The sequence below is a fragment of the Streptomyces sp. 7N604 genome (genome assembly GCF_052245475.1).
In the GTDB taxonomy this organism is placed as follows: domain Bacteria; phylum Actinomycetota; class Actinomycetes; order Streptomycetales; family Streptomycetaceae; genus Streptomyces.
In genome coordinates this window covers 113,909-131,711 of the sequence record NZ_JBQQBX010000012.1, presented here as the reverse complement: position 1 = coordinate 131,711, position 17,803 = coordinate 113,909, and the positions used below count along the sequence as shown (strand labels likewise).

The following is a 17,803-nucleotide window of genomic DNA, read 5'->3' as shown; positions in this document are numbered from 1 at the left end:
GGGCCTGAGGTGATCCGAGGCAGCCGTGGACTCCCTGGCCGAGCGTCAGGGCGCAGGGAGTCGGCGGACGAGAACTCCTCGGGCGCGTCGAGCCTGCCGTGCCCTGTACATCCACCAACGGCCTGGGGCGGCTGTTGCCCGAACTACCGCTTCTGCGCGGCGATCCGCCGCGCGTAGACCTCCACGAGCTCCTGGTACGAGTCGTCGAGATAGCTCGTGAGCAGCGCCTCGGCGCCGGTGCTGTCCCTGGCCTGCAGCGCGGCGAGGATCTCCCGGTTCCGCGGAAGATAGGGCTCGTGCAGCCGTCGTGGATCGTCCACCACATGGAAGGCGAGGCGCAGTTCGGCCAGCACGCTGCGCATCAGCTCGTCGGTGCGCGGGCTCCCGCCGAGGGCGACGAGCTCGCGGTGGAAGTGGATGTTGGCCGTCGACACGCCCTTCCAGGCCCGTTCGCGCGCGGAGCGCTCGCCGGCGGCGACCGCGGCCTCGAGCCCGCTGAGCGTGAAAGGCGGCTCCCCCAGGCCCCGTATGACGGCGCATTCGACCAGCCGCCGTACCTGGTAGATGTCGGCGACGTCCTCTACGGCGAGCACCCGCACGAAGACCCCGCGGTTGAGCTGATGAACCAGCAGCCGTTCGTGCGTGAGCAGCCGGAACGCCTCGCGCAGGGTGTTGCGCGACACCCCCAGCGCCCCTCCGATGCTGTCCTCGGACAGCCGAGTCCCGGGCGGGAAGAACCCCTCCGCGATCCGGCTGCGCAGGATGTCCGCGACCCGCTCGGCGGTACTGGTACGGCCCAGCAGCGCACGGTCGTCCGCCAGCGCGCTCAGCTCGGCCTCCGTCGTCCCCACAGCGATCTCTTCTCCCCGTCTCGCTCCGCACCCCATGCCCAAGCTCGATGGTCTCAAAGTCAATCGCAGAAGCATGAACGAAACAACACGCCTCTTGAAGGATCGTTCAACGATCCTCTAGCTTGGGGCGAGTGCCGGCCGGCCGACTCCGGCGCGTACGTCTCTCAGCGCACCCCCAACTCCCCTTCTGCGAGGTGCAGATGAGTACGAAACCCCCGCCCCCGTCCACCCCGGCCGACACCCGGATTCCGCAGGGCCGGCTCCCCGAGGACCGCGGCCCGTTCGCCTGGCTGCGCGCCCTCGGCCCTCGCGGCCGCCGCGCCTTCGGCGGCGCATTCGGCGGCTATGCCCTCGACTCGTACGACTTCTTCACGCTGCCGCTGAGCATGGTCGCGATAGCGGCCTACTTCGGGCTCGACAGCGGCCAGACCGGTCTGCTCACCACCGTCACCCTGGTCGTCTCGGCGATCGGCGGCGCCGTCGCCGGCGTCCTCGCCGACCGCATCGGCCGGGTGAAGGCCCTGATGATCACGGTGATCACGTATGCCGTTTTCACCGTGCTGTGCGGCTTCGCGCCCAACTACGAGACACTGCTGGCCTTCCGCGCCCTGCAGGGCCTCGGCTTCGGCGGCGAATGGGCGGTCGGCGCGATCCTGGTGGCCGAGTACGCCTCCGCCAAGCACCGCGGCCGCACCCTCGGCGCCATCCAGAGCTCATGGGCCGTCGGCTGGGCGCTCGCCGTCATCGTCTACACGCTGGTCTTCCAGTACGTCGACGAGGACACCGCCTGGCGCGTGATGTTCTGGACCGGCGCGCTGCCCGCCCTGCTCGTCATCTACGTACGACGCCATGTCAGCGACGCGCCCGGGGCCACCGAGCAGCGCCTGGAGAGTGCCGGCAAGAACTCCGTCGCCTCTTTCGCCAGAATCTTCAAGCCGGAGTTGCTGCGCACCACGCTCTTCGCCGTACTGCTGTCCACCGGCGTCCAGGGCGGCTACTACACCCTGGCCACCTGGGTGCCGACCTACCTCAAGTCAGAGCGCGGGCTCACCGTCATCGGCACCGGCGGCTATCTGACGTTCCTCATCTCCGGCGCCTTCATCGGTTATCTGACCGGCGGCTATCTCACCGACAAGCTGGGCCGGAAACGGAACATCACGCTCTTCGCCTTCCTCTCCGCCACCTGCATCCTCGCGTACACCAACATCCCGGACGGGGCGAACGGGCTGCTGCTCGTCCTCGGCTTCCCGCTCGGCTTCTGCATGTCGGCCATCTTCAGCGGGTTCGGCTCGTTCCTGAGCGAGCTCTACCCCACCGCGGTGCGCGGCACCGGGCAGGGCTTCACCTACAACACCGGGCGTGCCGCGGGCGCCTTCTTCCCCACGCTCGTCGGCTTCCTCGCCGACAGCTGGGGGGTGGGCGGCGCCCTGGTCTTCGGCGCGGTCGGCTACGGTCTCGCCGTGCTGGCGCTGTTCGGACTGCCCGAGACGCGCGGCCGGGAGCTGCTGTGACGCGCACTCAGGGGACCGGTAACCCGGTGACGCATGCCCAGGGAACCCGTACCCAGGGGACCCGCACAGGGGCCAGGAGCGCGCGCGAGGCACCGCGCGCACTCCCGGGTCGGCGCGAGCGGGACGACGGCGGGCTGGGCGCCGGACACACCCAGGCCAGCCTGATCGCCGTCCCCGCCCTACTGGGCGAGCAAGTGACCTGGCCTCACGGGTCGTGGCGCCGCGGAATGACGACGCGGAACTTGCCGCCGGAAGTCTGCCGAGGCGGTTCCGTGGCGCGCTCGACGGTGACGTGCCCGACGCCGTGGGCGGTGAGCAAGCCGGTGATCTCGCCGTACGCGGTGCTCCACACGCGGTCCGGATCCACTCCCGCGGTCGGCCGGATGCGCACCCGCAAGGTCGTCGGCGAGGTCTGCTCGATCTGGAACAGGTCCATGCCCGGGGTGCGTTCCAGGACGGTTTCGAACGCCATCGGCACGATGCTCACCGGCTCCCCGCCCGGGCGCGGGAAGGACAGCAGGTCCGCCGCTCTGCCCCGCACCTTGAAAGCGGGCAGGGGGTCCCCGCACGGGCAGCGGTCCGGGCGCTGCAGCACGCTGTCGCCCAGGTCGTAGCGGAGGATCGGTTGCGCCCATCGGCACAGGCTGGTCAGCAGCACGGTGTGGGACTGCCGTCCGGGTGGGGTGGGGCGGTAGTCGGCATCGACCGGTTCCAGGATCAGCCAGTCGCTGTGGATGTGCAGCCATCCCTGCGGGCAGCCGTAGCCCAGAGCGAGGCTCTCGTTGCACGCGTAGGTGTTGAGCACATGGGCGTCGAACGCGGAGCGGATGCGCTGGTGATCGCCGTCGCTGATGCCCTCGGCCACCAGCGACACCACGTCGGGGTCGATCCGCAGCCTGCCGGCCAGCCGCTCCCCGGCGAGCAGCGCGACCATGGTGGCGTAGCCGTGCAGCAAGGCCGGGCGGAACTGGTTGAGTTGGTCGACCAGTTCGGGGAGGGGGCTGTGTACGGAGAACACGCGGCTGCCTCTGGCCTGCAGGCGGCGGGCCTTGTGCCGGCGGATGGTGACCGCGTACGCGGCCAGGTGACCACCCGTGGCGATGACATGGGCCGACCGCCGGCCGCTGATGAGCAGCTTCGCCATCCGGGCAGGGGTCAGCGCCCGTGACGCGGCGCGCAGCGACAGCGCGGTGACCACCGCTGCCGCCCGGTCGTCGAGCAGAAAGATGCCGCGGTGCCCGGTCGTGCCCGAGGTGGTGGACACCAGGTACTTGCCCAGAAAGCGATCGCCGATCCGACCGGGATCCTCGATGAAGGCTCGTACGCCCCCGAGGGTGACATCGGGGTCGGTGACCCAGTCGTTGAACCGCGCCATGAGCTTCGGTTTGTCCGTCACCGGCAGCGCGGTCAGGTCCTCGGGGACCTCGGGCACGCCCCCGTAGAGCTCCCGGTAATAAGGGGAGTGCGCACGGGCGAAGGCCACCATCGTGGACAGGCGCCGCCGTTGCCGGGCCGACACGCCCTCGGGACCCTGTCGGCACGCCGCGCGCCCGTCCAGAACCAGCTTCAGCGTCGAAGTCGTCCTCACCCTTCCTGGCTACTCCTCACCGCGGGCGCTGGCACGACTGATTACGGCCGTATTGCGGAAGAGTTCGCAGCTCGGAGACACGCATGGGCGAAAGCTGCCTGCCGAGCGTGCGGTATGCGGTATGCGGCGTGCGTGCGGGGAAAGCGTCCTCGGCTCCTGCCCACCGGGGCGGGGCGGACCCCCGTTCCGTCCCGCTCCGGCGACCCCCCAACGGCCAGGCCGGAGCCGGCAGTCACAGCAGGGCCCTGATCATTCCTTGAAGGACGTGAATGTGTCAACTGCTGTTGATGGCGGTGCGATTCAGTCGCTTTATGGTTGCCGAGCCCGCCGAATTGACAGTGCTCCGGTATCAACTCTTGTTGCGAGAGATGGCGTGGATCACTGCGGCTGGCATACTGGCACGGACTGCGATCCACAAGCGCATAACGGTCGGGGGGCTACTGCATGGGCGACATCGGCGCGGCCGCAGGCGATCTTGCATCCGAGCATTTCGCAGAACGCCTGGAGCATCTCTTCGCGCACATGTACCCCGCCGCACAAGGCCGCCCGTACACCAACGGCGAAGTCGCGCGGGCCACCGGCCTGAGCACGACCGCAATCGGCTATCTGCGCACAGGCCGTAACAGACCCTCACTGGAGACCGCGGCACGGCTGGCCGGCTTCTTCGGCGTGCCCCTGGACTTCTTCCGCAACGACGAGGTCGCCGTCCGAGTCCAGGCCGAGCTCACCGACCTGGCCGCGATCCGTGACCACAGGGCGCGGCGGATCCTGCGCCGCTCTGCCGGACTGCCTGCGGCGATGCAGGCCGCCGTCGAGCAGATCATCGATGAGTACCGCAAGGCCGCGGGTCTTCCGTCGGATCCGGATGACGACGAGCAACGGGGCCGCCGGCGCGGGACGGCCTGAGCGGCGGCACGACCTGAGCGGCACGGCCACGGGGGGGGTGCCGCACAGGAGGCTCGTTGAACATGCCACCTCGGTTCCACGTACTGCACAGGGCGGCGGGCCATCCCGCCGCGACCCGCCGAGGAGGGCTGCATCGGATGACCGCGCATCGCACCGCCACGGTGGCCGCTCTTGTCGGGGCGGCCCCAATCCTGCTCACGGTGCTGGCCGGCAGCCCGGCGCACGCGCACGGAGCGCCGACGGATCCCGTCAGCCGGGTGGTGGCCTGCTCCCCTCTCGGCGGGCGGAACACACAGTCGGCCGCGTGCAAGGCAGCTGCCGCCACCGGCGGGGCCTCGGCCGCCTGGGACAATCTGCGAGTCGCCGATGTCGGGGGCAAGGACCGGCAGATGATCCCCGACGGCAAGCTGTGCAGCGCGGGGCTTGACGCGTACAAGGGTCTCGACCTGGCGCGCGCCGACTGGCCCTCGACACGCCTTTCCGCCGGGGCGAATCTCACGCTGACGTACCGGTCGACGATCCCCCACACCGGAACCTTCGAGCTGTACCTCACCAAGAACGGCTACGACCCGACACAGCCCCTGAAGTGGTCCGATCTGGAGGCCGAGCCGTTCGCGACGGCCACCGACCCCCAATTGGTCGACGACGCCTACCGCATCAAGGCCAAGCTGCCGTCCGACAGGACCGGCCACCATCTCCTCTACACGATCTGGCGGAACTCGAGTACTCCGGACACGTATTACTCCTGCTCCGATGTCGTCTTCCCTCGCTCCAAGGGCAGCTCGGGCAACGCCTCCACGGACGACGACTCCGGCACGGGCGCATCCCGGGCGGATACCGGGGGCCCCGCTTCCGCGGACAGCCCGGCCGCCACCGCACCCGCCGAGGACGACGCGAGCGACACGGCAACCAGCCCGCCGACCCAGCGCGCCGAGAGCGGCCGACTGGCGCCCGCGGGCGGCACCGGCGACGGTGACGACAGCACAGCACTGCCGCTGTTCGCGGGCGGCGCTGCAGCGTTCATCGCCGCGGCGGGCACAGCCGCCACCCTGCGACGGCGACGCATGCGGCGATGAGGCGAAGCCCCGCCCCAGCCCGGGCTCAGGGCAGTTTGCCGGGCCGGGGAGGGAGTTCATCGGGTGGTGGTCCGCCACTCCAGCTGGCCCGGTCCTGCTGGACAGTGGTGGACGCAGTCCGGGCAGGCGTACACCGCTCTGGCCGTCCCGGAGCGGGAGGCGACGACGCGTACCAGGACCGGCGCCTCCGTGGTGCGTTCGCAGCGGCAGCAGACGCGGGCCAGGGGGCGCCGCTCGGAGGCGTCGTCCAGCGCGGCACTGAGCGCGCAGTGCAGCAGCTCCGGCCTCGTCCGGTGCTCCTCACGGGACGGCGGCACGCGCCAGTGGAGCCCCGGCCCGTACGTACGGTGCTGCGGCGGAACCGCCACATGCCACCCCGAACCGAGCACCTGGACCTGCCGCAGCTGCCAGTGATCCGCGCTCCCCGGGCGAATGAGCCAGTAGAGGATGCCGCCGTAGCCATCCTTGATCACGGGTCCTGTCTCGTCTCCGAGGTACGTCAGAGCGCGGACCCCCGTGCCGATCGGCACCCGTACAGCGTCCCACCACCGTCCGGCGGGCAGGGTCCGCACATCCAGGCCGTGCGGATCCACCCACCCCGGCGCGTTGCTGACTGTCATGGTGTTCACCGGCTCTCCCATCGGATGCCGAGACCCTAGGACGGACCCGAGCCCGCAACTTACGTGTACGCGTAGGGAAGTTGTCCCCACACGCAGTGTGTGCCCGGGCGGTCTCGTTCCGGAGCCGTACGACGGCGTAGCGTGACGTGCCGTATTGGAGTTCGAGAGCAGGGAGGCTCCGGTGGGAGACCATCGCCCCATAGCGATAGACGCGACCGGCCGCGACATCCACGGTGAAGCCGCCCGTATACGTGAGAGGGGACCGGTCGCACGTGTCGAACTCCCCGGCGGGGTGGAGGCGTGGGCGGTCAGCAGTCCCGAGCTGCTGAAGCAGCTGCTCACGGATCCACGCGTGTCCAAGGACCCGCGCCGGCACTGGCCCGCCTGGATCAACGGGGAGATCTCCCCGGAGTGGCCGCTGTTCACCTGGGTCGCGGTCCAGAACATGTTCACCGCGTACGGCGGCGAGCACAAACGACTGCGGACGCTGGTCTCCAAGGCGTTCACCGCGCGCCGGACCGCCGCGCTGCAGCCGCGCATCGAGGAGATCACGGCAGGCCTGCTGGACCGTATCGCCGAGGCCGGAGAGCGGGGGGAGGTGGTGGATCTGCGGGAGGAGTTCTGCTACCCGCTGCCGATCCGGGTGATCAGCGAGCTGTTCGGCCTGCCCGAGGAGAAGGGCGCGGAGCTGCGGCACCTCGTGGACAGCATCTTCCATACCTCCGCCGACCCGGAGGAGGTCACGGACACCTATACCCGGCTCTACGCCGTGCTCGGCGAACTCGTCGCCACCAAGCGGCAGTCGCCCGGCGACGACCTGACCACCGGCCTCATCGCGGCACGCGACGACGAGGGCGACACCCGGCTGAGCGAGCAGGAACTGCTCGACACCCTGGTACTCATGATCAGCGCCGGTCATGAGACCACGGTCAATCTCATCGACAACGCCATCCACGCCCTGCTCACCCAGCCGGAACAGCTCACGCACGTACGCGCGGGCCGCGCCTCATGGGACGACGTGATCGAGGAGACGCTGCGGGTGGAGGCACCGGTCGCCAGCCTGCCCCTGAGGTACGCCGTGGAGGACCTCGCGCTGGACGAACTGGGCGGACCGGACGGGATGGTGATTCGCGGGGGCGAGGCGATCCTGGCCGCGTACGCCGCCGCCGGACGCAATCCCGAGCGGTACGGGAAGGACGCCGACATCTTCGACGTCACCCGGGGCGACAAGGAGCACCTGGCCTTCGGGCACGGCGTGCACTACTGCCTCGGCGCTCCCCTGGGCCGCATGGAGGCCCGCATCGCGCTCCCCGCGCTCTTCGAGCGCTTCCCCGCTCTCACCCTCGCCCTGCCGCAGGAGGAGTTGCGGCCTGTGGACTCCTTCATCTCCAACGGACACCGCGCCCTGCCCGTACGCTTGCGCTGATGAGCTGATCAGTCCCTTCGGGTCAACCGCCCCGGTCCTGGCATATGCGCATGTACGTCAGGGCGTCCACCGGGGCCGGTTGCCTGCACTACGCTGCATACCCATAACGACCGTTACCCGCATATGAGTTGAAGATTTTCCAACAACGGTGGTCGGGTCACGCTGAGGGGGGTTCAGTGTCCGGGGGAACCTACATCGTGGAGTCACAGACGACCGGTGAGGTTGAGCCACGCGAGCGGACCGACTTCTGGAGCGAGCACATCGGGTCCTATCAGACCCCCATGGACTTCAGATACGCCCGCCCGGACACCTTCCGCGGCGAGACGATCCGGCAGCGCAGCGACACCTACCAGCTCGTCACCTGGCGGTCCGACAAGATCGAATACGTCCGCACCCCCCGACTGGTGCGTCAGGAACCCGATCCCGACTACCGGTTCGTACTCCCCCTCTCCGGGGAGCTGGTGATACGCCAGGACGACCAGGAGGCACGGCTGACACCGGGGTCCGGAAGCCTGATGACGCTGGCCGCCCCCTTCCAGCTCCTGCACGAAACGTCCCTGCGGGGGATCATCATGTCGATCCCCGCCCACGAGATAGACGGCCCGCTGAACCGGAAGGCCCCGCTGGCCACCGGGCTGGATCTGGCGAACGGTCTGGGGCGCGTGGTGAGTTCCATGCTGCAGGGCCTCTACGACGAGCGCGACAACCTCTCCGCGACCCAGTTCAACGCCGTCTCCGACCGCATCGTCGAGCTGCTGTGCATGCTCGCCACCGGTGACGACCGCCCGGACGCACCGGGGCATCTGACCGAGGTCGAGGCGATGGTCCGCCGCTACGTACGCGACCACGCCGCCGATCCCGGCCTGACCGGCGCATCCATGGCGAAGGCGCTGGGCTGGTCACTGCGCCAGGTCCAACTGGCCCTCCAGCGGGTCGGGACCACCCCCCGCGAGCTGATCCGCGAGGAGCGCCTGCGCCTGGTCCGGGAACGGCTCCGGTGCGGCGAGTGCCGGCACATGACGATCACGGACCTGGCGTACTCCTCGGGATTCTCCTCCGCCAGCGCCCTCAGCACCGCGTTCCGGCAGCGATTCGGGGTCAGCCCCCGGGAGATGCGCTACGGAAGCCGTTGACGGGAGGACGGGCGGGCTCGGCCGCCTCGGGTGCCGTGGGTTTGCGGCGGCGGCCACGGTCCATGAACAGGACGCAGATCGCGGCCGCCGGCGAGACCATGCCTGCCATACGGTCCGCTGCGCCGGTCGCGGTGTCCAACTGCGGGATCCCGCGCAGTTCCTCGATCGCCGCCCGGGTCGATGCGTCGAGCGAGGCGACCGGCCCGCCGCGGTAGGCCTCCGGCGCACCCGGCAGGGTGATGCTCCGCATCGCCGCCACGAACCCGGCCAGATCCTCGGCCAGCAGCAGGGGCTCGCCCAGGGCCCCCGCCTCGGGGTTCTCGCCCGCCAGCCACCGGTACACCGACCACGGCCACGGATATCCCTCGGCGGGCTCCCCGGCCCCGAGCACCTCGGGGATGGCCATGGGCAGCCGGGGCGCGAGGCGGGGCAGCCACTCCTGCTCCATCGATACGTCCTTGGCTCCGCCCTTCACCAGCGGCAGCCGTACGACCATGCCGTCGCCCAGCCGGTACATGGCGTTGACCGTGCCGCCGGACGGAATCCGCTCCACCACCGGCCCCGCCCACTGCGGGAACTGCCCGGCGATCAGCCGCCGTACGAGGTCGTCGTCGATGGGGTGCAGGCCGGGATGCATCTGCCCTGTGCTCATGGGGCGCCATCCGATCGCCGGACGCGGCGGGCGTCAAACGCGTTTCCGGCTCGTACGGCAGCCCACCACCGGTCACATCAACTGCGGCTGCGGCATTAGGCCTTACGCGCGAGTGCCCGGGCGGGCAGTCTCGCGTTCAGGGAATTCACTGGACGAGAGGGCCGAGGAGCCTTCGGAGCACGAAAAGAGGGCCCCCGCAGGATCTTTCCTGCGGGGGCCCTCTGACCTCCGCGCCGTCGGGACGGCACCTGCCTCCCGTTCGGCGGAGCGGGCCGAACCCCCGTCCCGTCCCGCTCCGGTCGCGGCGCACTGACGTGTGTGAGCCGGCTGACCTCGTACGGACTTCCTCACTAGCGATGTGTCCAAAATATTGGCACCTGGCTGCGTGTGAGGTCAAGTTGGAGTGGATACTGTCCAACAGAACGAGCACAGTGAGCAGATGCATCATCCTGAAGACACGACGGGGTGATCCGGTGCGGGGAGCGTGGGCATGGTGGCAGACGACGGCCAGGGTCATGGGCGGTCGCTGGCCGAGCGGTTGAACGCGCTGTTCGCCATGGTGCGGTGGACCGATGCCCATGGCCGGAAGCGGGAGTATTCGACCGCCGAAGTGGCCAAGGCGGTCACCGCGGATCCGTCGCATCCGGCGACCCTGTCGCGGAGTTACCTGGCGATGCTCCGCAACGGGTCGCACACGAACCCGACGTTGAGCGTGCTGGAGGGTCTTGCGAAGTTCTTCGACGACCACCGCGAACCGGGATCGCCGCCCATCACGGTGCAGTGGCTGGTCGCACAGGAGGACCCCGAGGACGAGCTGTTGCGGCAGCGGCTCGCCGATCACCAGGTGCGGACGATCGCGATGCGGGCAGGCGCGATGACGCCCGCGATGCGCAAGCAGCTGCTCAAGATGATCGCTGTTTTCGACCAGGACGACACCCCAGGTCCCGGTGCCGGGGCATGAGAAAGGACACCGTGGCCGTACGCGAACGCGAGGCGCAGGCGCTCCTGCAAGCGCCTGCGCCTCACGACTCGGCCACGCGGGGTCGGGCTACCTCACGGCGAGGTGCACTCCCGGGAAGATGAGGTTCGGATCGCCGCCGATGGCCTGGCGGTTGAGCCGGTAGACGTGCCTCCAGTTCACTCCGTGCGCGAGCGCGATTCCGCTGAGGGTGTCCCCCGGCTTCACGACATAGTCCCGGCCCTTCCGCTGGGCGTGCCCGGTGCCGTACCGCTCTTGATCAGCCTGCGAGCGCTGGGGCCGCACCGTGACAGGGTTCCGGGCCGCCGGCTCCGGCCGTGGCGGTGCCGGCGCGGCAGTGCGCGGCGCCGTCGACCGCAGGCCCAGCGACGCCGAGCACGCAGGCCAGGCACCCCACCCCTGCCCGGCCAGGGTCCGCTCCGCCACGCTGATCTGCTGCGCCCGGGTCGCCTGTGCCGCCCGAGGCGCGTACGCCCCACCGCCGTACGCGCGCCAGGTGGCGTCGGAGAACTGCAGCCCTCCCGAGTAGCCGTTGCCGGTGTCGGCCCGCCAGTTGCCCCCGCTCTCGCACATGGCCAGGCGGTCCCACACAGCGCCGTCCTGGGCCTGGGCCGGCAACTGCGCCCCCACGCTCAGCGCGCCGACCCCCGCCAGCACCACCACGGCCGTGCGCCAGCGAAGTCCGCGGCCCCGGAATTCACTGCGGACGGCCGATTCCGTTGACGTTAAAGGAAGTTCCATCACGTGCTCCTGTCACTCGACGTGCAGTAGGCCAACACCCGTGCAGGAAATGGGGGGTTGTTTGCGCGTTCGTGCATGAGCTTCCGCAAGACGGTCCGGAATTCTTGCGAGCACGAGGTAAGCACGGCCGCGGTCGGCATCCACAGAGCGCGCAGGAGCGTTCTCCACCCTCCGCCCGCCTCGCCGACGCCGGGCTGCTCGCCGATACCGCCGCATGGGGCGGGCCGTTGTGGGTACGGGGCGCACCGGCCCCGGCGCGGGCGCATAACCGGGCCCGGCGAGCCGGTCGCACGTTCGGAACGCCTGCACGCCGCGCTCGGTCCGGAGCACTCGGCAGACGTACGGAAGACGTTCGCATACGCCGCGCACGGTCCTCTCACGACGGCGCACCACAGCCGCCGGCCGGCGATGCCCACCTCCATCAGGTTGGACCCGTCCCCGGCGTCGCCGTCGACGCCCAGCGCCGCGGGTCCGCGGGCGCTAGGCGGTCCGCTCGCCGCGCCGGTGCGGCGTCCTCCGGATCGGCCCGGGCGCCCGTCCGCCTGCATGCGCCGGTGACCGGACATGCGCCCCGTACGAAGGGCCGAGGGCGCTGCCATGGAGTCCTTCGGGCGGTGGAACCGGGTGTGTGCCGGTCGACGTGGGCGGACGACGGTCCGGCACCCGTACGGTCAACGACCTTGCCGTGAGCGCGGCGTGATGCGCCGTTGCCGACGGTCGATCGCGACTTTGGCGGGGACCAGGGTGAGCCAGAACCACTTGGCCGCGGCGGGCGATGCGAAGGCCAGGGGTACGGCGATGCCGAAGACGAGCACGGTTGAGCCCAGATCGGCGGTGCCGAGGCGCCGCGCCGTGACGGTGTCCGGCGCAGCCGGCGGTGGGAGGCGCCTGTGGATGGTGAGCAGGAGCGCCAGATGCGCCGCGTTCGTGCCGGCGACACTGCCCGAGTAGATGGCCACGGCCAGGGGCTCGTCGCCGTATTCGGCCAGCAGTGCGGTGGGGAACGGCAGGAGCGCGATGAGGGCGAGTCCGAGCAGGGTCAGCCCGGTGACGGTGCCGTTGGGTGCGGGAAGGACGCCGAGGATCCTGCGGTGTTCGCGCCAGAACTGTGCGATGACGGCGAAGCTCAGCGCGTAGGCCGCGAGGTTGGGGACGGCCTCGCCGAGGGCTTCGTGGAATCTTGCGCTGTTCAGCCCGGGTGGCACCGACACGTCGAGTACCAGCAGGGTCATCGCGATGGCGAAGACCCCGTCCGAGAGGGTTTCCAGGCGCTCCGCGGCCCCGCCGGTTCCGGTAGTCGGTCCACGATCCACGTGCAGAGAAGTTATGGGAGTGGCCGTACGGCCGGGCCCGTACGCGCCGCTCTGCCCTGAACCGTGCCCGAACGGGCTGCGCGCGCTCGCCGGTCGTTCCGGGGAGTGGCGCTCAGGTGCCGGGCGCCCGGTACTCCACCTTCTGGCGGACCGCCTCGTCGATCTCCTCGGTCGTCAGCAGCACGACCGTGCTCGTGCGGACGCCACCGGCCGCCGACGTGACCAGACCCATGGCCGCTGCGGAGGTGTTGCCCGGCAGGTCCGCCGTGACGTAGACATCCTCCTCGCCGAATGCCCAGTACATCGATTCGAGCCGGCCTCCCAGGCTCTGGACCATGCGTTCGACGACCTCGCGGCGCGCAGTGGCGCCCTCGTTGAGCAGGCCCTTCAGGCCATCCACGGTCAACTTGACCCTGAAGAGGTACTTCGCCATGGGTTTCCGCCTCTCGCGTGCGTCTCGGTAGTCACCCCCTGACCGAATCCTCCTTCTGCTCCGCGTCCCCTGCCGCGACGACCGCCGCCATACGGCCTACGCCCCCGCCGGGCCAGGATGCAGAGGTGATTGCGGGATGTGACGAGCTCATCTCGCCGGGTCGCCGTATTGGGCCGACGGGTCGCCCCTGCGCACACTGGGAGTATGCGCGGGGTGATCGTCGGCGAGACGGCGGAGCGCGAGGAACTGCTTGCTGCGGCCGTCGTCAAGGCCGTCAAGGGAACGGGCGCGCACGCCGGGAGCGTATTTCTCCGCTCCCGCGACCGCCGCTCGATCGTGCTGGCCGCGACCTGCGGGGTGCCGCCCTCCCAGCTGGGCGGCTGGCGCCTCATTCCCGTGAGCAGTCCCATTCCGGTCGCCGCGGCCTACAGCTCGGGGCGCACGGTTCATCTGGCCGACGCCGACGAGACGATGCGCCGGTTCCCCCAGCTCTCGGTGGCTCTGCCGTACGCCTTCGGCTCCTGCTCCGTGCCGGTGGGCGCGGGTGGGGAGACCTTCGGGGCGCTGGCGACCGTCTGGGCGGCGGCACCGGGCAGCGAAGGGCTGTCCAGGGCCCAGCGCCGCCAGTTGCGGACCATCGCCAACCGGCTCGGCGCCTCGCTCGCCGCCCTCCGCGCCCGTACCGGCGATCCCGTGGAGTGCGACCCGCAGACGGTTCCGGTCGAGACCCCGGCTCCCTCGGCGACGGCCGTGCGGGTCGGCTTGTTCGACTGGGACCTCGCCACCGGCACCTTCACCGTGGACGACGAGTTCTGCGCGATCTTCGGTCTCGACCCCCGTGCTTTCGACGGACGGGCCGACGCGCTCGCCGCCCGCCTGCACCCCGGCGACCTCGCCGCCTTCCGGGCCGCGGCCCGCGCGGCGGCCGCCGAGGGCCGGATCGTCGCGCGGCGCCTGCGCGTACGGGACGGCGGGGGCGGAGGGGGCGGCGGGGGCGAGGGGGTGTACCGGACCGTCGAGTTGTGGGGCCGCGTACCGGAGGCCGACGACGCGCGGGCGCGTGCCCATCTGGTCGGTGCGGTCGTCGACCCGCGGGCCGGCAGTGGGGCCGTCGCCGCGGTCGAGCGACTGCGGGACGGGCTGTTGTCTCTCGCCCCGGACGGGCGGGTCGGCTACGCCAACCACAGCGCCCTGCAGCTGCTGGGCGTGCGCGGCGACGAGCTGCTCGGCCAGTGTCTCTGGGACGTCCTGCCGTGGCTGTCCGACCCGGACATCGAGTACCGGCACCGGTCCGCGATGGTCTCGCAGGCGCCGGTCTCCTTCCTGGCCTTCCGCCCGCCCGACCAGTGGCTCGCCTTCGCCCTCCATCCGGAGGCGGACGGGGTGACCGGCCGGGTGGTCCCCGTCGGCCATCCCCCCTCGGCCGCCCCGGCACCCGACGCATCGGCCGCCACGACCCCTGCCACGCCTCCCGCCGCCGCACCCGCGACGGCTTCCGCTGCGCCTCCCGCCGCCGCACCGGCGCGCCTGGGCGTCATGTACCAGGTCCTGCAGCTGGGCAGCGCGCTCACCGTGGCCGCCACCGTCCGCGAAGTCTGCGAGGTCGTCGCCGACCAGCTTCTCCCGGCCTTCGGTGGCCAGCAGCTCGCGATCTACATGGTCCGCGAGGGAACGATGCACCTGCTCTTCCACACCGGCCACCACGAGGACTTCCTCGACTGGCTGGAGGGCGTGCCGCTGCACGCCCACCTGCCCGGTACCGAGGCCCTGACCACCGGGACCCCGCTCTTCATCGAGTCGCAGCAGGACCTCGCCCGGGGATACCCGGGCACCCCCGCGGGCGAGGCGAGCTCCTGGGCGTATCTGCCGCTGATCGCCTCCGGCCGCCCCGTCGGCACCTGCGTACTCGGCTTCGACGAGGTCCACCCGTTCACGGCGAAGGACCGGGACGTCCTCACCGCACTCGCCGGACTGATCGCCCAGGCCCTGGAACGAGCACGGCTCTACGACTCGGAGTACGCCCTCGCCCGCGGCCTGCAGCAGGCGTTCCTGCCGCACCGGCTCCCGGTGGTCCCGGGCGTGCGCACCGCCGCCCGCTACCTGCCCGGCACCAGCGGAATGGACATCGGTGGCGACTGGTACGACGTCATCCCCACCGGTATCGGAGTGTCGCTCGTCATCGGAGACGTCGAGGGACACAGCATCGCCGCCGCGGCCACCATGGTTCAGCTGCGCAGCGCCGTACGGGCCTTCGCGGCGGTGGGCCATACGCCGGGCGACGTGATGGCGGGCGCCAACCGGACCCTCATCGACCTGGACCCCGGGCTGCTGGCCAGCTGCTGCTACATCCGCCTCGAGCCCCGCAGCCACCGCGCGTACGCCGTCAGCGCCGGCCACCCGCCGCCACTGCTGCGCCGTCCCGGCGGAACGACGGACGTCCTCGACCTGGACGTCGGCCCACTCCTCGGTGTGGATCGCGCGAGCGTCTATCCGGGAACCCGCACGGGCCTCCCGCCGGGCTCCGTCCTCGCCCTCTACACGGACGGCTTGGTCGAGGAACGCGGCACCGACATCGACATAGGCATCGACCGCCTGCGGGCGTCCCTGGCCCACGCCCGTGCGGGCTCGCTGGACGAACTCGCCGACCGGCTCCTGCAGGACGCCCGGCGCTCCACACACCGCGCCGACGACATCGCCCTGCTGCTCACCGAATACGGCCGGTAGGTGCAGGATGCCGCCGCCAGGCGGCAACCATCGACCGCTCCCGCTCTCCACACCGGATCACGTGAGCGCCTCGAGCTCGTCGAAGGCCGACTCGACCGAGCCGGTCAGCGCTTGAGGGTCGGGGCCCGCGAGCCGCCGGCCTGCGCGGTAGCAGGCGAGTGCGAGGTGGGGCGCCATGGCCGAGGTGACCTCCGATGCGCCCCGTGCCCGCAGGATCTCGCCCATCACCTCGGTGAAGCGCTGCAGCTTCCGCTCGCTGCGGTCATGCAGTTCCGGGTTCTGCTCGATCAGCCGCTCGTGGAGGACGTACCGTGCCGCATCGCTGGTCACCTCCCGGCACATCGCGAGCACGATCTCCCGGATCTCTGCCAGCGCTTCCCCCAGCCCCGGCGGATTCGACGGCGCGTGCGCGTCCTGCCCCTCCGCCATCCGGTCGAGCAAGCGCTGCTCGTCGGCGAAGACCACTTCCTGCTTGTCCCCGAAGTACCGGAAGAACGTCGTGCGCCCGACCTCGGCGCGGTCGGCGATCTGAGCGACCGTCACCTCGGAGAACCCGCGCTCGGCGAACAGCTCGAACGCCGCCTCGATGATCAGCTCTCTCGCTCGCTGCTGCTTGCGCTCGCGGAGGGTACGGCGTTCGGTCATGACCGCCAGTGTAGACGTCAGTGAACGGAGTAACGTACGGTACTGAGTACCACTTGGGCCTAGGTACCTGGAGCTGTATGAACGCGCCCGCCGGCACCCTCCTGATGACCGGAGGCAGCCGTGGCATCGGCCGGGTAGCGGCCGAACGCCTGCTGCAAAACCGCCCTGAACAGCACCTTCTCCTGACGGTGCGAGACCGGGAAGGCGGTCGGCTCGAGAGGGAACTGGCCGAAGTCACCGGCAATCCCCACGTCTCCACCATCGCGTGCGACCTCGCCTCGCTCGACGACATCCGCTCGGCAGCGGCGGAGATCGGGCGGCGCCTGGACGCGGGCACCCTCCCACCGCTCAGGGGCTGTCTCGGCAATGCCGGACTGCAACTGGTCTCCCGGACGCAGGCCACCGCCGATGGCTTCGAAATGACCTTCGGGGTCAACGTGCTGGCCAACTACCTCTTCCTGCGGCTGCTGCTCAGCCGCTTCGAGGCACCGTCCCGGATCGTGCTGGTGGGCAGCGATGTGCACTTCGGCGACCTCAGACACAACCTCGGGATGGTCCCCGCCCCGCGGTGGGACGACGTCTCCCAACTCGCCAGGCCGGCCACGGGCCCCGGGGCGAACTCCGTCACGGAGGGCCGTCGGGCGTACTCGACGAGCAAGCTCGCCGTGCTCTACCTGGTGCACGCACTCGCGCGCCGACTACCCCCGGGCGTCGACGTGTTCACCTACAACCCCGGGTACGTGCCGGGAACCGGACTGGTCCGGGACGCGGGCCCGGTGACCCGCGCGCTGTCCCGCACACTCCTCCACGGTCTGCGGGCGACGCCCTTCGCGATGGGCCCGCGAACGGCCGGCCGTCGGCTGGCACACGCCGCCGCGGGGCCCCGCCCCGGCAGCAGCGGCACGTATCTCGACCGGGGAAGGATCACCCCGTCCTCAGCCGAGTCCTACGACCCGGTCCGCGAGGAGGATCTCTGGAATTCCGCCGCCCGCCTCTGCGGCCTTCCCACCGAAGCCCCGACCAACCGCTGACCTCGGCGTTTCGGCTCCAACTCGCCGGTCTTTCCCGGCGGTCGGTCAGCGTGCGCACCTCGTGTACGCGGATGCGATGTCCTCGGCCGGGACCCAGATGAGCGCCGGCATGCCGAGCCCGCCGTTCCGCGCCACTCACACCGCCGCACCGCGTTTCTCCCCTCCTCCCCCGGT

General features: G+C 70.7%; 15 protein-coding genes and 1 pseudogene. 8 read left to right on the top strand and 8 right to left on the bottom strand.

What is annotated here, in order from left to right; genetic code table 11:
* Window positions 1–143: 143 nt before the first annotated feature.
* Window positions 144–851, bottom strand: coding sequence for a GntR family transcriptional regulator (locus ACTWP8_RS15290; RefSeq protein WP_443322698.1), 708 nt, complete (start codon window positions 849–851; stop codon window positions 144–146).
* A gap of 200 nt (window positions 852–1,051) precedes the next feature.
* Between ACTWP8_RS15290 and ACTWP8_RS15285 the strand changes: the two genes are divergently transcribed.
* The gene (locus tag ACTWP8_RS15285; protein ID WP_443322697.1) at window positions 1,052–2,362 is read left to right on the top strand and encodes an MFS transporter; all 1,311 of its coding nucleotides are present in this window, start codon (window positions 1,052–1,054) and stop codon (window positions 2,360–2,362) included.
* Between the two features lie 205 nt (window positions 2,363–2,567).
* Here the strand turns inward: ACTWP8_RS15285 and ACTWP8_RS15280 are convergent, their stop codons facing one another.
* A complete protein-coding gene (locus tag ACTWP8_RS15280; protein WP_443322696.1) occupies window positions 2,568–3,950 on the bottom strand; it encodes a phenylacetate--CoA ligase family protein in 1,383 nt (460 codons plus the stop codon).
* Window positions 3,951–4,394: 444 nt separating this feature from the next.
* Here ACTWP8_RS15280 and ACTWP8_RS15275 point away from each other — a divergent pair, with 444 nt between their 5' ends.
* Both ACTWP8_RS15275 and ACTWP8_RS15270 read left to right on the top strand, forming a co-directional pair.
* On the top strand, window positions 4,395–4,856 hold the full coding sequence (locus ACTWP8_RS15275; protein WP_443322695.1) for a helix-turn-helix transcriptional regulator: 462 nt from the start codon (window positions 4,395–4,397) through the stop codon (window positions 4,854–4,856).
* A 137-nt stretch (window positions 4,857–4,993) separates the two neighbouring features.
* Window positions 4,994–5,932, top strand: a complete 939-nt coding sequence (locus ACTWP8_RS15270; RefSeq protein ID WP_443322694.1) for a lytic polysaccharide monooxygenase auxiliary activity family 9 protein — start codon at window positions 4,994–4,996, stop codon at window positions 5,930–5,932.
* 56 nt (window positions 5,933–5,988) lie between these two features.
* Here the strand turns inward: ACTWP8_RS15270 and ACTWP8_RS15265 are convergent, their stop codons facing one another.
* On the bottom strand, window positions 5,989–6,561 hold the full coding sequence (locus tag ACTWP8_RS15265) for a hypothetical protein (RefSeq protein ID WP_443322693.1): 573 nt from the start codon (window positions 6,559–6,561) through the stop codon (window positions 5,989–5,991).
* A 172-nt stretch (window positions 6,562–6,733) separates the two neighbouring features.
* Between ACTWP8_RS15265 and ACTWP8_RS15260 the strand changes: the two genes are divergently transcribed.
* Both ACTWP8_RS15260 and ACTWP8_RS15255 read left to right on the top strand, forming a co-directional pair.
* On the top strand, window positions 6,734–7,978 hold the full coding sequence (locus tag ACTWP8_RS15260) for a cytochrome P450 family protein (RefSeq protein WP_443322692.1): 1,245 nt from the start codon (window positions 6,734–6,736) through the stop codon (window positions 7,976–7,978).
* Window positions 7,979–8,175: 197 nt separating this feature from the next.
* Complete coding sequence (locus ACTWP8_RS15255) at window positions 8,176–9,111, top strand: AraC-like ligand-binding domain-containing protein (RefSeq protein ID WP_443322691.1); 936 nt, start codon at window positions 8,176–8,178, stop codon at window positions 9,109–9,111.
* A 139-nt stretch (window positions 9,112–9,250) separates the two neighbouring features.
* On the opposite strand, the pseudogene ACTWP8_RS15250 reads toward ACTWP8_RS15255, so the two are convergent.
* Window positions 9,251–9,763 (bottom strand): annotated as a pseudogene (locus ACTWP8_RS15250) (phosphotransferase); the annotation flags it as partial.
* A gap of 490 nt (window positions 9,764–10,253) precedes the next feature.
* Here ACTWP8_RS15250 and ACTWP8_RS15245 point away from each other — a divergent pair.
* Window positions 10,254–10,724, top strand: coding sequence for a hypothetical protein (locus ACTWP8_RS15245; protein ID WP_443322690.1), 471 nt, complete (start codon window positions 10,254–10,256; stop codon window positions 10,722–10,724).
* An 87-nt stretch (window positions 10,725–10,811) separates the two neighbouring features.
* On the opposite strand, the gene ACTWP8_RS15240 is transcribed toward ACTWP8_RS15245, so the two are convergent.
* From ACTWP8_RS15240 to ACTWP8_RS15230, 3 genes are all read right to left on the bottom strand, one after another.
* Entirely contained in the window at window positions 10,812–11,483 is a 672-nt protein-coding gene (locus ACTWP8_RS15240) for a LysM peptidoglycan-binding domain-containing protein (protein WP_443322689.1), read from the bottom strand.
* Between the two features lie 671 nt (window positions 11,484–12,154).
* Window positions 12,155–12,796 (bottom strand): TMEM175 family protein, encoded by a 642-nt coding sequence (locus ACTWP8_RS15235; RefSeq protein WP_443322688.1) that lies wholly within the window; start codon window positions 12,794–12,796, stop codon window positions 12,155–12,157.
* 112 nt (window positions 12,797–12,908) lie between these two features.
* Window positions 12,909–13,229 carry a GYD domain-containing protein gene (locus ACTWP8_RS15230; RefSeq protein WP_443315053.1) on the bottom strand — a complete coding sequence of 107 codons (321 nt, stop codon included), beginning with the start codon at window positions 13,227–13,229 and terminating at the stop codon, window positions 12,909–12,911.
* A 204-nt stretch (window positions 13,230–13,433) separates the two neighbouring features.
* On the opposite strand from ACTWP8_RS15230, the gene ACTWP8_RS15225 reads away from it, so the two are divergent.
* Window positions 13,434–15,953, top strand: coding sequence for a SpoIIE family protein phosphatase (locus ACTWP8_RS15225; protein ID WP_443322687.1), 2,520 nt, complete (start codon window positions 13,434–13,436; stop codon window positions 15,951–15,953).
* A 57-nt stretch (window positions 15,954–16,010) separates the two neighbouring features.
* Here ACTWP8_RS15225 and ACTWP8_RS15220 read toward each other — a convergent pair whose 3' ends face one another.
* On the bottom strand, window positions 16,011–16,598 hold the full coding sequence (locus ACTWP8_RS15220) for a TetR/AcrR family transcriptional regulator (RefSeq protein ID WP_443322686.1): 588 nt from the start codon (window positions 16,596–16,598) through the stop codon (window positions 16,011–16,013).
* 77 nt (window positions 16,599–16,675) lie between these two features.
* On the opposite strand from ACTWP8_RS15220, the gene ACTWP8_RS15215 reads away from it, so the two are divergent.
* On the top strand, window positions 16,676–17,629 hold the full coding sequence (locus ACTWP8_RS15215) for an SDR family NAD(P)-dependent oxidoreductase (protein ID WP_443322685.1): 954 nt from the start codon (window positions 16,676–16,678) through the stop codon (window positions 17,627–17,629).
* Window positions 17,630–17,803: the final 174 nt, after the last annotated feature.

Coding starts and splice junctions, on each gene's coding strand:
- ACTWP8_RS15285 (WP_443322697.1), top strand. CDS start 1,052: ATGAGTACGAAACCCCCGCCCCCGTCCACCCCGGCCGACACCCGGATT.
- ACTWP8_RS15275 (WP_443322695.1), top strand. CDS start 4,395: ATGGGCGACATCGGCGCGGCCGCAGGCGATCTTGCATCCGAGCATTTC.
- ACTWP8_RS15270 (WP_443322694.1), top strand. CDS start 4,994: ATGACCGCGCATCGCACCGCCACGGTGGCCGCTCTTGTCGGGGCGGCC.
- ACTWP8_RS15245 (WP_443322690.1), top strand. CDS start 10,254: ATGGTGGCAGACGACGGCCAGGGTCATGGGCGGTCGCTGGCCGAGCGG.
- ACTWP8_RS15240 (WP_443322689.1), bottom strand. CDS start 11,483: ATGGAACTTCCTTTAACGTCAACGGAATCGGCCGTCCGCAGTGAATTC.
- ACTWP8_RS15230 (WP_443315053.1), bottom strand. CDS start 13,229: ATGGCGAAGTACCTCTTCAGGGTCAAGTTGACCGTGGATGGCCTGAAG.
- ACTWP8_RS15225 (WP_443322687.1), top strand. CDS start 13,434: ATGCGCGGGGTGATCGTCGGCGAGACGGCGGAGCGCGAGGAACTGCTT.
- ACTWP8_RS15220 (WP_443322686.1), bottom strand. CDS start 16,598: ATGACCGAACGCCGTACCCTCCGCGAGCGCAAGCAGCAGCGAGCGAGA.
- ACTWP8_RS15215 (WP_443322685.1), top strand. CDS start 16,676: ATGAACGCGCCCGCCGGCACCCTCCTGATGACCGGAGGCAGCCGTGGC.